11 protein-coding genes are annotated in these 14,586 nt (G+C 68.8%); 2 read left to right on the forward strand and 9 right to left on the reverse strand.

Annotated elements, in window-relative coordinates; translation table 11 throughout:
* Position 1: 1 nt before the first annotated feature.
* The 5 genes from kasB to KXD96_RS16660 form a co-directional block, all read right to left on the reverse strand.
* Positions 2-1,255 carry a 3-oxoacyl-ACP synthase KasB gene (kasB, locus tag KXD96_RS16640; protein WP_260737691.1) on the reverse strand — a complete coding sequence of 418 codons (1,254 nt, stop codon included), beginning with the start codon at positions 1,253-1,255 and terminating at the stop codon, positions 2-4.
* Positions 1,256-1,463: 208 nt separating this feature from the next.
* The gene (locus KXD96_RS16645; protein WP_260737693.1) at positions 1,464-3,455 is read right to left on the reverse strand and encodes a substrate-binding and VWA domain-containing protein; all 1,992 of its coding nucleotides are present in this window, start codon (positions 3,453-3,455) and stop codon (positions 1,464-1,466) included.
* 108 nt (positions 3,456-3,563) lie between these two features.
* Entirely contained in the window at positions 3,564-5,771 is a 2,208-nt protein-coding gene (locus KXD96_RS16650; protein ID WP_260737697.1) for a malate synthase G, read from the reverse strand.
* A gap of 279 nt (positions 5,772-6,050) precedes the next feature.
* Positions 6,051-7,091, reverse strand: coding sequence for a hemolysin family protein (locus KXD96_RS16655; RefSeq protein WP_260737699.1), 1,041 nt, complete (start codon positions 7,089-7,091; stop codon positions 6,051-6,053).
* Complete coding sequence (locus tag KXD96_RS16660) at positions 7,088-8,458, reverse strand: hemolysin family protein (protein WP_260737701.1); 1,371 nt, start codon at positions 8,456-8,458, stop codon at positions 7,088-7,090. The genes KXD96_RS16655 and KXD96_RS16660 overlap by 4 nt, the downstream gene beginning before the upstream one ends.
* A gap of 302 nt (positions 8,459-8,760) precedes the next feature.
* Between KXD96_RS16660 and KXD96_RS16665 the strand changes: the two genes are divergently transcribed.
* Positions 8,761-9,381 (forward strand): GNAT family N-acetyltransferase, encoded by a 621-nt coding sequence (locus KXD96_RS16665; protein WP_260737705.1) that lies wholly within the window; start codon positions 8,761-8,763, stop codon positions 9,379-9,381.
* 19 nt (positions 9,382-9,400) lie between these two features.
* Here KXD96_RS16665 and KXD96_RS16670 read toward each other — a convergent pair whose 3' ends face one another.
* From KXD96_RS16670 to KXD96_RS16685, 4 genes are all read right to left on the reverse strand, one after another.
* Positions 9,401-10,837 (reverse strand): GuaB1 family IMP dehydrogenase-related protein, encoded by a 1,437-nt coding sequence (locus KXD96_RS16670; RefSeq protein WP_260737708.1) that lies wholly within the window; start codon positions 10,835-10,837, stop codon positions 9,401-9,403.
* Between the two features lie 42 nt (positions 10,838-10,879).
* Complete coding sequence (gene gndA / locus KXD96_RS16675) at positions 10,880-12,337, reverse strand: NADP-dependent phosphogluconate dehydrogenase (RefSeq protein ID WP_260737709.1); 1,458 nt, start codon at positions 12,335-12,337, stop codon at positions 10,880-10,882.
* A gap of 100 nt (positions 12,338-12,437) precedes the next feature.
* On the reverse strand, positions 12,438-13,388 hold the full coding sequence (locus tag KXD96_RS16680; RefSeq protein WP_260737711.1) for a M56 family metallopeptidase: 951 nt from the start codon (positions 13,386-13,388) through the stop codon (positions 12,438-12,440).
* A 14-nt stretch (positions 13,389-13,402) separates the two neighbouring features.
* The gene (locus tag KXD96_RS16685) at positions 13,403-13,822 is read right to left on the reverse strand and encodes a BlaI/MecI/CopY family transcriptional regulator (protein ID WP_260737713.1); all 420 of its coding nucleotides are present in this window, start codon (positions 13,820-13,822) and stop codon (positions 13,403-13,405) included.
* Positions 13,823-14,134: 312 nt separating this feature from the next.
* Between KXD96_RS16685 and KXD96_RS16690 the strand changes: the two genes are divergently transcribed.
* Positions 14,135-14,548 carry a PaaI family thioesterase gene (locus tag KXD96_RS16690; RefSeq protein WP_260737716.1) on the forward strand — a complete coding sequence of 138 codons (414 nt, stop codon included), beginning with the start codon at positions 14,135-14,137 and terminating at the stop codon, positions 14,546-14,548.
* Positions 14,549-14,586: the final 38 nt, after the last annotated feature.

A 14,586-nucleotide genomic window follows, 5' to 3' on the forward strand; every position in this document is an offset into this window, starting at 1 on the left:
GTCAGTATCGGCCGAAGGCCAGCGCGACGTTGTGCCCGCCGAACCCGAACGAATTGTTGATGGCGTACCGGTAGTTGCCGCGCCGCGGATTACCCGACACCACATCCAAATCGATTTCCGGGTCGAGGTTTTCCAGGTTCAACGTCGGCGGAACGATCTGATCACGCAACGCCAGCACGGTCAGTATCGACTCCACCGCCCCGACCGCGCCGACCGAATGCCCCAGCGCCGATTTGGGCGCGTACACCGCCGGCCTGTTGCCGCCCAGCGCGTTGTTGATGGCCTTGGCCTCGGCCAGGTCACCGATCTGCGTCCCGGTGGCATGGGCGTTGACGTGGTCGATATCGCCAGGTGTGAGACCCGCGAGCTGGATGGCGCGCGTCATCGCCTGGCCCGCGCGACTCCCGCTCGGGTCCGGCGCCACCATGTGGTAGCCGTCGGACGTCACGCCGGCCCCCATCAACCGGGCCAGGATGCGGGCCCCGCGCGCCTTGGCGTGGTCCTCGGTCTCCAGCACTATCAGCGCACCGGCCTCGCCGAACACGAAGCCGTCGCGGTCCTTGTCAAACGGGCGGCACGCACCCGCCGGATTCGCGTTGTTCGTCGACATCACGATCCGCATGTTGGCGAAGGCGGAGATGGGCACGGCGTCGATCTTGGTCTCGACGCCGCCGCAGATCGCAACGTCGGCCTCACCGAACACGATCGCCTGCCAGGCGCGTGCGATCGCTTCCGACCCGGACGCACACGCCGACACCGGTGTCATCACGCCGGCCCTGGCGTGGCGTTCCAGCCCCACCGCCTGGGCGGCGGCGTCGGGCATGTACTTGCTGACGGCCAGCGGCGAGACCGCCTTCACGCCACGGGCGCGCAGTGTGTCGCGGGCGAACACCAACTCCTCGCCGGAACCGAAACCGGTGCCGATGGACACCAGCAGGCGGTTGGGGTCGACCTCGGGGGAGCCGGCGTGGTCCCACGCCCTCCGGTTGACGACGGCGGACAGCCTCGCCAGGTAGCCCATCCTGCGCAGCTCGGCGGGGTTCAGCTCGGCGTCGAATTCCTCCAGCAGGTGCCCGCCGATGCGAACCGGCAGGTCAAACTCCTCCACGAACGGGTCGTCCAGCTCCCGGATTCCACTTTGGCAGTCGAGCAGCAACTTCCAGGTGGTCTCGGCGTCGGTGGCCAATGCGGTGGTCATCGCCATCCCGGTGACAACCACATCCGGAAGCGCTTGCCCTGTAATCAGCTTCGTCATTGCCGTTGTGGATCTTCCTTTCGCATACCACCCCGGTCACCTTCGCGGACGCGCGCATCATCGGGCGCCCTCCGGATGGAGTGGAAGGCGCTGAACCGGAAGCCTTCGACTGCTTTCCATAGCGTCGGCCGCGGAATCAACCTCGATTGAGCCTAGCGGCAAGTCGCGGTCCTGACCGTGAAGACCCCGCCGCAACCTTCGTGCGGCCTCAGCTCAGGAAGGCGCTGATTGCCGCGGCGAGGTCCGGGGACGCCGATGTGGCGAGGTTCTGATAGCCACCGCCGCTGAGCTGGGCGACCGCTTCCCACGTCGGGCGATCCGGGTCGCCGGCGAAGTCGATGACGTTCACCGCGATGGGCTTGGCCGGGTCCGCGCTCTTGCGGATGAATTCCTGCAGCCCGGGGCCGTCGAGGGTTTGGTCGGTGTGCGGGCCCGCGGTGATGACGAGTATCGAGTTGGTCTGGCCCGCGTGGTAATTGGCCTGCAGGTCTTGGTAGACCAGGCGCAGGGTCGTGAACGACACCGCGCCGCCGGCCGACGAGTATTGCTTGTCCAGCGCGGCGGTCAGCGCCGCCGAGCGCGGCTGCCCATTGACGGGGTCGCCCAGCGGACCGCCGCGCACCTCCGAACGTCCCTCGCGGCCGTCGAACGTCCACAGTCCGACCACGGAGGTGGGCGGCAGCGCCCTGATCTTGTCCTGCAGCGCCGCGATCACGTTCGCCAGCCGGGACTTCCCGCCTTCCTGGCCGGGCATGGACTGGTCGAGCATGATGGTCGCGGCCAGCCCGCTCGACGGGGTGGCCATGGCCTCGGCCAACGTGGCGCGCATCGCGTCGTCACCCACCGACAGCGCCGCAGGCAGCGCCGGGAACGTGGTGACCGGGCTGCTCGGCGGTGTGACCCCGTTGACCCGGAAGCCGGCCTTGGCCAGCTTGGCGAGTTGCTCGGGCTTGTGCATGAAGCGGGCGAACTCGCTGGCCGCCGAGGTTTGGTCCTTGGTCAGCCACGAGCCGCTGAGCAGCACCGTGGGGTAGTCGGCGACCGGCACCGGCCCGGACGGCAGCCAGGAAGCCAACGCGCCCTTGGCGTTTGGCACCGACTGGCCGCGCTGGAACAGCTGCTGCTCGGTGGTGATCACCGCGTGTACCGGTGCGGCCGCCGCGTCCCCGGGCTTCAGCAGGGTGTTCATCGCCTCGGTCAGCGAGTTGTCGGCCAGTTTGGGCTGCGCGCTCAGCAGGGTGCGTACCGCGCCGGTGCCCTGCGTCGCCGGCGCGCCGGGCGGCACCGATGCGGCCGCGACCGCCTCCCCGGCCAAAAACGCCGCGTCAGCGTTGCCGGTCATCGGGAGGGCCAGCCGCAGCGACCCCCACGCCGGCAGGTTCACGCCGGCCAATCCATTCGGATTGGTTTGCAGCCCGGGCAGCGCCGCCCAGTTCTGGTTGGCCAGGGCTTGCTGTAGTTCCGGCCGGACGGCGAGCACCACCGGCGACGTCACCAGCGAGCGGCTGTCGGTGATCGTCTTCTGCGCCGTGGCCCCGGCGAGCCGCGCGGCCGAAACCGAGCTGCCGGGTACCCACAATGCCGGCTGCGGGCCGAGCTCGGCGGGCCACTTGCCGATGAAGCCGTTCAGGACTGCCTCGGAGTCGGCCGGTTTGACGCTGGCCTGCACGCAGTGGTCACCGATCGGGCCGGCCGTGGAGTTGTAGCTCTGCGCGAATTGCTGCACGGAATCGGCGATCGACGGGTCGGCGATGACCGCGACCGTCTCCGTGCCGCCCACGCAGCGCCCGGCGGCCTTGTGCGAGCGGTTGGATAACGCGTCACCGAAGAAGCTCCACAGGATGACGGTGCCCACCACCACGATGACGGCGACGAGGGCCACGATCACGCCGATGCTGACCCCCCGGCGCCCGCCCTCGCTGCGGTGGCCGCCCCGCCAATCGCCCAGTCCCCGGTGCCCGCGGCCAAGCAGTGACGGCGACGCGGCCGGCGGCTCCGAACTCGACGGGCCCGGCTGCCGCGGCGGGAAGTCCGGGTACTCGTCGGCCGTGCCACCCTCGAACGCGTGGTCGGTGGCGTAGGGCTCTTCGTCGGCCGGATAGTGCGCCTCGTCCGAGCCCTCGGGGCCGGCATCCGGCTCGCCTCTCCCGTATGGCTCGTCGACGGAATCCCCAGGGTCGGGCAAACTGTGCCTACCCATAGCGGTGCCCGTCGCCTTTCCGTCGAATCATCCGATTGGTCCTGTACCCGCCGCTGATCTTAGTCGCCAGCGGCATCCGTGGGTGGTGAGCCCGATTAAGGTACGCGCTCAATGTGATTGCGCGGCGCGAGCCTTAACTTCGCGCCGACGGCGATGCAGGATCGGCTCGGTGTAGCCGTTCGGCTGCTGCGTCCCGGTCAGGATCAGGTCCTGGGCGGCCAGGAATGCCAGGCTGTCGTCGAAGTTGGGCGCCATCGGCAGGTACGCCGCATCTTTGGCGTTCTGCGCATCCACCAGCGGCGCCATGCGCTCCAGGCTGGCCCGCACGTCCTCCTCGGTGATCACGCCGTGGCGCAGCCAGTTGGCCAGCAGCTGGCTCGAAATCCGCAGCGTGGCACGGTCTTCCATGAGCGCCACGTCGTGGATGTCGGGCACCTTTGAGCAGCCGACTCCCTGGGCGACCCAGCGCACCACGTAGCCGAGGATCGACTGGCAGTTGTTGTCGACCTCCTCGCGGATCTCCTCGGGGGCCCAGGCCAGTTCCTTGGCCAGCGGAATGGTCAACAATTCCTCGATCGTGGTGCGATGCTTGCCCGCCAGCTCGTCCTGGACGGCGCCGACGTCGACGTAGTGGTAGTGCATCGCGTGCAGGGTGGCCGCCGTCGGCGAGGGCACCCACGCGGTGGTGGCGCCCGCCTTCGGTTGGCCGATCTTCTGCTCGACCATGTCGGCCATCAGCTCGGTCATCGCCCACATGCCCTTGCCGATCTGCGCCTTGCCCTTGAAGCCGGCGGCCAGCCCGATGTCGACGTTGGCGTCCTCGTAGGCCTTGATCCACGTCGTGTTCTTCATCGCGCCCTTGCGGATCATCGGACCGGCTTCCATCGACGTGTGGATCTCGTCGCCGGTGCGGTCCAGGAAGCCGGTGTTGATGAACACGACCCGGTCAGCGGCGGCCTTGATACACGCCTTGAGGTTGACGGTGGTGCGCCGTTCCTCGTCCATGATGCCGACCTTGAGGGTGGCCTGCGGCAGGCCCAGGACGTCTTCGACGCGGCTGAACAGCTCGCAGGTGAAGGCGACCTCGTCGGGGCCGTGCATCTTGGGCTTGACGATGTAGATCGACCCGGTGCGGCTGTTGGCCAACGGGCCGTTGACGTCGCCCGTCTTCAGGCCGTGGATCGCCGTCAGGCCGGTGAACAGCGCGTCCATGATGCCCTCGAACACTTCTGTTTCTTCGCCGTTGGCCTCGGTTCTCACGATGGCGTCGTTGGTCATCAGGTGACCCACGTTCCGCACGAACAGCAGGCTGCGGCCCGGCAGGGTCAACTGGCCCTCACCGTCGGGGGTGGTGTAGGTGCGGTCCTGGTTGAGCACCCGGGTGAAGGTCTTGCCGCCCTTGTCGACCTCTTCGGATAGGTCGCCCTTGTTCAGGCCGAGCCAATTGCGGTAGCCGAGCACCTTGTCGTCGGCGTCGACGGCGGCCACCGAGTCCTCGAAGTCCATGATCGTGGTGACGGCCGACTCCAGGATGACGTCCTTGATGCCCGCGCGGTCGGTCTTGCCGACCGGCGACTCGGGGTCGATCAGGATCTCGATGTGCAGGCCGTGGTTGGCAACGAGCACCGACCAGTCGGGGGAGCCGAGCTCGCCGGTGTATCCGACGAACTTCTCCGGGCTGGCCAGGTCGACGGATCCGTCGGCGGTCGCGACCTTCAGCCGGCCGTCTTCGACGGACAGTCCGGTCGCGTCGGCCCAGGAGCCTGATTCCAGCGGCACCGCTTGGTCGAGGAAGTTGCGCGCATAGGCGATCACCTTGTCGCCGCGGACCTTGTTGTAGCTCGTTCCCTTTTCGGCGCCGTCACTCTCGGGGATGACGTCGGTGCCGTACAGGGCGTCGTACAGGGAGCCCCAGCGCGCGTTCGCAGCGTTCAGCGCGAAGCGGGCGTTGAGCACGGGCACCACCAGCTGCGGACCCGCGGTCGTGGTGATCTCGTCGTCGACACCCGAGGTCGTGATCGTGAAATCCTCGGGTTCGGGCAGCAGGTAACCGATTTCGGTGATGAACTGGCGGTAGGCATCGACATCGAAGGGCTCGATCACGCGTTGCCGGTGCCACTTGTCGATCTGGGCCTGCAGCTCGTCGCGGCGGTTCAGCAAGTCCTGGTTCCGCGGCGTGAGGTCGGTGACGACTTTGTCGACTCCCGCCCAGAAGCTGTCCGGGTCGATGTCGGTGCCGGGCAGGGCCTCGTTGTTCACGAAGTCGTAGAGCACTCGGGCGACGCGCAGGTTCCCCACCGACACGCGATCAGTCATGTTTCTCCTCCGTAATGAAGCCTCACCAAGCCGCCATTGGCTCGGGGCGGCAATGCCTTCAGCCTACCGAGCAGCAGCCTGGTGAGCGTATCCGCCCGACCCGCCACACCAGGTCAGACCCCGCTGACAGCTCCAACCGTGCCGCTGCGGCGAGCCCGGGGATCGAATTCCAGCAACGCATCCGCGAGCCGGGGACCCTGCGCCCTCCAGCACTTTCTTGACCGGTAGCCGATGAAAATCATACGGGCTCGCCGCAGCACTACCCGGCGACCACCACCCCTATGCGTCGCGCATCGTGCCGACGAGGTCCTCGACCAGGTCTTCCATCGCCACCATCGCGACCACGTCGCCGCCCGCGCCGGTCACCAGCGCCAGATGGCTGTTGCTGCGGCGCATCCGCGACAACGCGTCCGCCAACGGCAGGGACCTGGGCAGCCGCGGAAGGGGCCGCACCGTCGCCAGGTCGATCACCGTCTGCGGGTCGTCACCGAGCGTCAGCATGTCCTTGATGTGCAGGTAGCCGATGAAGTCGCCGTTGACGTTCGTCACGGGGAACCGCGAGTAGCCGGTCTGGGCCAGGGCTTGCTCGACGGCGCCGATCGTCGGGCCGGCGCCCGCCGCGGACACCGGTACGGCGTGGACATCGGCGAGCGGAACCGCCACGTCGCCGACCACCCGGGTGCCGATCTGCAGCGCCCGGGTCAGCCTGGTGTGTTCCTCGCGGTCCAGCAGCCCCTGCGATTCCGATTCGGCGATCATCTCGCTGAGCTCGATGGGGGAGACTGTGATCTCGAGCCCTTCCTTGGGTTCCACGCCGAGCGCGCGCACCACCACGCTGGCGCACTTGTTGTAGAACACGATGAACGGCCGGGCGGCTCGCACGTAGGCCAGGTAGGGCGGCACCAGCAGCATCGCCGTGCGCTCGGGCCCGGCCAGCGCGATGTTCTTGGGCACCATCTCGCCCAGCAGCACGTGCAGCGTCACCACGATCGCCAACGCGATCGCGAACGACAACGTGTGCAGCAGCGCCGGGGGAATGCTTGTCAGCCCCAGCGCCGAGCTCAGCAGGCTGGAGACCGCCGACTCGCCGATCCGCCCGAGCAGCAGCGAGGCGGCGGTCACGCCCAACTGGGCCCCGGCCAGCATGGCCGGCAGCTGCTCTCCGGCGCGGATCACCGTGACCGCCCGCGCCTTACCCTGTTCGGCCAGCGCCTCCAGGCGGTCGCGGCGGGCCGAGATCAACGAGAACTCCGCGCCGACGAAGAACGCGTTGACGCCGATCAGCAGGATCGCCAGCACCACGCCCAGGGGGTCGCTCATCGTTGCCCCCTTGCCGCCGGGGCGTCGCCGTGGCCGCGCAACTCGATCAGCTCCAGCAGGTCGATCCGGCGCCCCTCCATCCGGATGACGGTCGCCTGCCAGCGCAGTGAGGTGTCCAACAGCCCGTCGGCGTCCAACGACGGCAGCTTCACCGTCTCGCCGGCCACCGGGATGTGGCCGAATTCGCGCAGCGCCAGCCCGCCGATGGTCTCGTAGGGCCCTTCCGGGGCCCGGAAGCCGGTGGCCGTGGCCACCTCGTCGATGCGCAGCAAACCCGAAACGCGCCAACCGGTGCCGGCCGCCACCACATCCGGAGTGGCGTCGTCGTGTTCGTCGCGGACATCTCCCACGATCTCCTCGATCAGGTCCTCTAGGGTCACCATGCCCGCCGTGCCACCGTATTCGTCCACCACCATCGCGGTCTGCAGGCTGTTGGCGCGGATTTCGGCCATGACCGCGTCGCCGTCCAGCGTCGACGGCACCACCGGAACGGGCTGCGCCACCGTCGTCAACCGCGTGCGCGGCCGCTCGGCCGCCGGGATGGCCAGCACCTGTTTGACGTGGACGATGCCGACCGTTTCGTCGAGGTCGCCGTCGACGATCGGGAAGCGGGAGAATCCCGACTCGGCGGCCGCGGCCACCAGGTCGGCGACAGTGTCGTCGGTCTGCAGTGCCACGATCTTGGACCTGGGCGTCATCAGTTCCTCGGCGGTCCGGCCGCCGAATTGCAGCGAGCGCCGCACCAGCGCCGCCGTGGCCGCATCGAGGGAGCCGCTGCGCGCCGAAGAACGCACCAGCGACAACAGTTCCTGCGGCGACCGCGCCGACCGCAGCTCTTCGGCCGGCTCGATGCCCAGCTGGCGCACGATCCAGTTCGCCACGCCGTTGGTGAGTCGGATCGCCGGGGTGAACAGCAACGAGAAGAGCAGCTGAACGCCCACCACGGCCCGCGCGGTGGACAGCGGCCGGGCGACGGCAAGGTATTTCGGCACCAGCTCGCCGAACACCATCGACACCGAGGTGACGATGACCAACGCCAGGACCGCCATGATCGCGTCGGCCGCCCGGTCGGATATCCCGATCGCGTCAAACCACGGGTGTGGCAGGTCGGCCAGCATCGGGTCGGTCAGGTACCCGGCCGCCAAAGTGGTGGCGGAGATGCCCAATTGGGCGCCGGACAGCTGGAACGACAACTTCTGGTGGGCGCGCCGGATCGCGCGATCGCGGCGACCGCCGCCGCGGGCGTTGGCCTCCACCGCGCTGCGGTCCAGCGTCGTGAGCGAGAACTCGGCGGCGACGAAGACCGCGTTGCCGAAGATGAGGACCGCGATGGCCAAGACGCTGATGACGGTGACGCTGACGTTCATCGATCACGCCGCCCGCTGGCCGACCGCTGTGCCCGGATCGCCGGGGAAGGCTCCGCATCGGGCGGCTCGCCCGAGGGCTGCCGCGCCGACAAGCCCATGTCCTGCACGGGTGCCTGCGGCACGTCAATCCCTTCGCTGCCTGAAAACCGGTGCGGACGCGGTCGCCTCCGTCTTTGCTGATTTATGGTAGCCCGGTACGCCCCGCCCTCGACCAACCACCGTTTTCGGCACCGCCCGCCCGTGCCCCCTGGCGCAACCCGACTATGGGTTGCCTAACCTTACTCAGGTAGGCTTTGCGCACTATGGCTTCCCCACCCGAAACCCGATCGGCCCAAGTCCTTCCGCGCGAGCGCTTCGAGGTATCCGACGAGATCGCGCGCATTGCGCGGCCGCCGGTGCCTGCCCTGGAGCCCCCCTTCGCGCTGCGTGTGGCGCACCGCGAGGACGCGGGCATGGTCGCGGAATGGATGAACCGCCCGCACCTGGCGGCGGCCTGGGAATACGACTGGCCGGCCCCGCGGTGGGCCCAGCATCTGGGCGCACAGCTGGACGGGACGTATTCGCTGCCGCTGCTCGGCAGCATCGACGGGAAGGATTGCGCTTACCTCGAATTATATTGGGGTGCAAAGGATCTGATCTCGCATTACTACGACGCCGAGCCGTACGACCTGGGGCTGCACGCCGCCATCGCCGACCTCGCCCTGGTGAACCGGGGGCTGGGCCCGATGCTGTTGCCGCAAATCGTGGGCAGCGTCTTGTCCGCGGAGCCCCGGTGCCGGCGCGTCATGTTCGACCCCGACCACCGCAACACCACGGCGCGCCGGGTGTGCGAGGCCGCCGGCTGCACGTTCCTCGGCGAACACGACACCGGAAACCGGCGCATGTCGCTCTACGCGCTGGAACGCCCGACCCTCGACGCATAACCCTTGTCGGCCGGGCGCGTCACCAGCCCAGCGGCAGCGGATGGCCTTCGGCGAAGCCCGCGGTCGACTGCACCCCGACGACGGCCCGCTCGTAGAGCTCCGTCAGGTTTGCGGCGCCGACGTATGTGCACGTACTCCGCACGCCCGAGGTGATGTGGTCGATCAAATCCTCGACGCCACCGCGGTCGGGGTCCAGATCCATCCGCGACGTCGAAATGCCTTCCTCGAACAGCGCTTTGCGGGCACGGTCGAAGGCGGTGTCGGCGGCGCTGCGGGCGACCACCGCCCGCTTGGACGCCATGCCATAGCTCTCCTTGTAGGGCTGGTCCTCGCGGTCGCGCAGCAGGTCCCCGGGCGATTCGTAGGTGCCGGCGAACCACGATCCGATCATCACGTTGGACGCGCCGGCCACCAGCGCCAGCGCCACGTCCCGCGGATGCCGGACGCCGCCGTCGGCCCAGACATGCCCTCCCAATTGCCTTGCCGCCGAAGCGCATTCGACGACGGCCGAGAATTGCGGGCGTCCCACGGCGGTCATCATCCGGGTCGTGCACATCGCCCCGGGGCCGACGCCGGCCTTGACGATGTCCGCCCCGGCGCCGAGCAGATCGCGGGTGCCTTCCGCGGAGACGACGTTGCCCGCCACGAGCGGCACACCGAGTTGGAGCGAGGAGACCGTGCGGATCGCCTCGAGCGCCTTGACCTGGTGTCCGTGTGCGGTGTCGATGACGAGCACGTCGACACCCGCCTCTACCAGGGAGCGCGCCCTGGCCCCCACGTCGCCGTTGATGCCGACGGCCGCGCCCACCCGCAGCCGCCCGCGGGCGTCGACCGCCGGGGTGTAGAGGCCGGTCCGGATGGCCCCGGTGCGGGTGAGCACGCCGGCCAGCGTCCCATCCGCGTTCGTCACCACGGCGACCCCGATCGGGGCGTGCTCGAGTAGGTCGAAGATCTTGCGCGGCTCGGTGCCGACTGGGGCGGTGACGAAATCGGTGATCGCGACGTCGCGCACCCTGGTGAAGCGGTCCACGCCGAGGCAGCACGATTCGCTCACCAAACCCATCGGGCGGCCCTCGAAGACGATGACGGCGACCCCGTGCGCGCGCTTGTGGATCAGCGCCGTCGCATCGGACACCGAATCGTCGGGGGCCAGCACCACCGGGGTGTCGAGAACCAGGTCGCGGCTCTTGACGAAGTCCACAGTCTGCTGCACCGCGGTGATCGGAATGTCTTGCGGCAGGATGACCAGGCCGCCGCGCCGGGCGATCGTCTCGGCCATTCGCCGCCCGGCCACCGCGGTCATGTTGGCGACCACAACCGGGATGGTGGTGCCCGAGCCGTCGTTGGTGGACAGGTCGACATCGAAGCGTGACGCGACCTCCGAGCGGTTCGGCATGACGAAGACGTCGTTGTAGGTCAGGTCGTATCCGGGTTGATGCCCGTCCAGAAATCTCATCGTCGTCGCCGTGCCCCCTCGTGTCCTCTAAGTAGTACCCGGCTAGGCGGGCACTTCGCTGCGGTCTCCGCTCCACAGCGTGTGGAAGCGCTTGTCCGGGTCGTCGTCGGTACGGCCGTAGGTGTGGGCGCCGAAGAAGTCCCGCAAACCCTGGGTCAGCGCCGCGGGCAGCCGCTCGGTGCGCAAGGCGTCGTAGTAGGACAGCGCGGAGGAGAAACCGGGGATCGGGATGCCCAGCTGCGTGGCGGTCACCACGACACGACGCCAACCGTCGATCGCGGCCTCGATCGCGCTGCGGAAGTAGGGCGCGACGATCAGGGTGGGCAGGTCGGGGTCGGCGTCGAACGCGTCTTTGATGCGGTTGAGGAACTTCGCCCGGATGATGCAGCCGCCGCGCCAGATGGTGGCCAGGTCGCCCGGCGTGATGCCCCAGCCGTATTCGGCGCTGCCGGCCTGAATCTGGTTGAAGCCCTGCGCATACGCGATGATCTTGGACGCGTACAGGGCCTGACGCACGTCCTCGACGAACTGCTGCGCGTCACCCGGTTTGGCGCCGAGTGCGCCCGAGGCCAGCCCCGTGGTGGCCTTGCGCTGGGTCACCGAGCCCGACAGCGCGCGGGCGAACACGGCCTCGGCGATGCCGGTGACCGGGACGCCGAGGTCCAGCGCCGATTTCACCGTCCAGCGGCCGGTGCCCTTCTGCTCGGCCTCGTCGAGGATGACGTCGACGAGCGGCTTGCCGGTTTTGGCATCGGTCTGGCGCAGCACCTGAGCGGTGATCTCGACGAGGAAGCTGTCCAGGTCGCCGGAGTTCCACTCGTCGAAGACGTCGGCGATCTGCTCGGCGGTCTTGCCCAGGCCGTCGCGCAGCAGCTGGTAGGCCTCGCCGATGAGCTGCATGTCGGAGTATTCGATGCCGTTGTGCACCATCTTGACGAAGTGGCCGGCGCCGTCCGGGCCGATGTGGGTGCAGCACGGGACGCCGTCGACGTGGGCGGAGATCTCCTCGAGCAGCGGGCCCAGCGACGTGTACGACTCGGCGGGGCCGCCCGGCATGATCGACGGGCCGTTGAGCGCGCCCTCCTCACCGCCCGAGATCCCCGCGCCGACGAAGTGCAGACCCCGTTCGCGCATCGCCTTCTCGCGGCGGATGGTGTCGGTGTAGAGGGCGTTGCCGCCGTCGATGATGATGTCGCCGTCCTCCATGGCGTCGGCGAGCTCGTTGATGACGGCGTCGGTGGGGTCGCCGGCCTTGACCATGATGAGTACCCGCCGCGGCTTCTCCAGGGCGTCCAGGAACTCCGCGATGGTCTCCGACCGCACGAACTTGCCTTCGTCGCCGTGCTCTTCGAGCAGCGCGTCGGTTTTCGCGATCGACCGGTTGTGCACCGCCACGGTGTAGCCGTGCCGGGCGAAATTGCGGGCGATGTTCGAACCCATCACGGCCAGGCCGGTGACGCCGATCTGCGCGGTAGCGGTCTTGGAACTCGACGAACCCATCTCTTCGCCTCTCAAGTCGAAAGAACTGTGCCGAAAAGCTTTCCGTCACACTGTGGCACAGCGGACATACGTCCGCCCGGGGTGATGGCTCTCTGCTGCGTCAGAGGTTGAACAGGCGGCGCAGCTCAGTGAGCCACGGTACGGCCAATGCGACGGTGGGCACCACGAACACCGCTGCCGCGGCCAGGTATGCGGCTGCGGCCAGCACCAGGCTGTTGCCACCCCCGGTCAGCCGGCGCACGCGGACCACGGTGCTGGGGCCGCTCGCGGCCATTGCGCCCGAGGGAACCCGCCCGGACGCGCAGGCGACCAGCGCCCGCGCCAGGGGAGCGCGACCCGCCGCGCGCACGGCGGCGTCGTCGGCGAGCAGCTCGACGAGCAGTTGCACCGCGCCGAGCGCGTTCGCGCTGCGCACGAGCCGCGGGAAGGCGGCGTGCACCGCGGTGAAGGCTTCCAGAACGAGGTCGTGGCGAGCCCGCAGATGAGCCCGCTCGTGGGTGAGGATCGCCGCGACCTCGGCATCGGCGAGCGTGCTGAGCACCCCCTCGCTGACCACCACCCGGCTGCGGACGCCGGGCAGGCAGTAGGCAAGCGGCTGGGGAACGTCGAGTACGCGCAGGTCGCGCGTGTGGGCGCAGGGCTGGGGAAGCGCCCCGTCGTGGCCGACCGCGACCAGGTCGACCACCATGCGGTGGTGGGCCCGCCGTCGCCGATTGGCGATGGCCACCCGGACCACGGCAACCATCAATCGGGCGCCGACCAGGACGGTCAGCGCGAAGACACTAATGTAGGCCGCCCACAGCGGCCACTCGAGCCGGTCGGCCGCGCCGATGATGCTGGCCGTGGGCCGCCCGTCGGGACCGGGCATGAGCAACCGAGTGGCGATCGCGATGCCGGCGCTGAACGCCGAGAGGACCGCTGCCAGCGCGACGGCCTGCCACAACACCATCGCGGCGCGGGGGGCGCGCAACGGCCAGGTCGCGCGTGCCAACAAGGCCGGCACCGGACCGACCAGCAGCACCGCGAGGATGGTGAAGGCCAGCGCGGACACGCTGTCAGTCTCCCTCAGTCCTCCCTCGCCGCGCCAGCGGATGGCGCGTTGTTGCGTTGATTGGCTTCCAGTTCGGCGAGCGCCCGCCGAAGCGCGTCCGCCTCGTCGGCGCCCACCCGCTCGACGAAGTGAACGAGTGCTGCCTGCCTGTCGCCGGAGTCTTCGGCCTGGGCCAGCGCGTCCACCATGAGGCCGGCGACCAGTTCGTCGCGGCCGTGCACGGGCGCGTATCGATGGGCCCGGTCGTCGCGGATCTGGGAGACCAGGTTCTTCTTGGCGAGCCGTTGCAGGACGGTCATGATCGTCGTGTAGGCAAGGTCGCGGTGCGCGGACAACGCGTCATGGACCTGGCGGACCGTTTGAGGTTCCGGTGTGGACCACAAGTGATCCATCACGGCGCGTTCCAGATCCCCCAGCCGGGTCAGTTTCGCCATAGTGCGTTCTCTCCTGAGCGTCGACAACATCGTACTCCGGGTTACTACCGACGGTCGTACCGAAGCTCCCGCCCTTGCGCCGGAAAGGCGCTTGCGAAATTAGGGCAGCCTTGCCTATGCTAACCGAGTCGAGCGAGCGACGACCGTGGCAGAGTCCTGAGGGCTGCAGTGACCCCCGGTCGACTCGATCGGCGAGCCCCGTGCCTCCGTGGCACGGGGCTCAGCCGTTTCTTCGGCCGTTTGACGGGCTGTTGTCGGCGCGCGCATCCCGCCAGCAGCGCCGCCGCCCGAGCGATGGTGTAGACACAGAACGTGCCAGAGCCTCCGCAGACGACCCTCCCGCCGGATTTCCGCGCCCCCTTCGACCAGGAGATCGGGCTGCGATTCACCGAACTCAGCCCCGACGGAGCGAGGGCCCAACTCGAGGTCACCCCCAAACTGCTGCAGCCGATGGGCCTCGTGCACGGCGGCGTCTACTGCTCGATCATCGAGAGCATGGCCAGCGTGGCCGCCTACACCTGGCTCGCCTCCCGCGGCGGCGGGAATGTCGTGGGGGTCAACAACAACACCGACTTTCTGCGTTCCATCGGCTCGGGCACCGTCTACGGCACGGCCGAACCGATCCATCGCGGCCGTCGCCAGCAGTTGTGGCTGGTCACCATCACCGATTCCGATGACCGGGTGGTGGCCCGCGGCCAGGTGCGGCTGCAGAACCTCGAGGCGTAGCCGGGCCGGGCGCCCCAGGCACGTTTACGAATCGCGAT

It is taken from the genome of Mycobacterium sp. SMC-2, assembly GCF_025263485.1.
Classification (GTDB): domain Bacteria; phylum Actinomycetota; class Actinomycetes; order Mycobacteriales; family Mycobacteriaceae; genus Mycobacterium.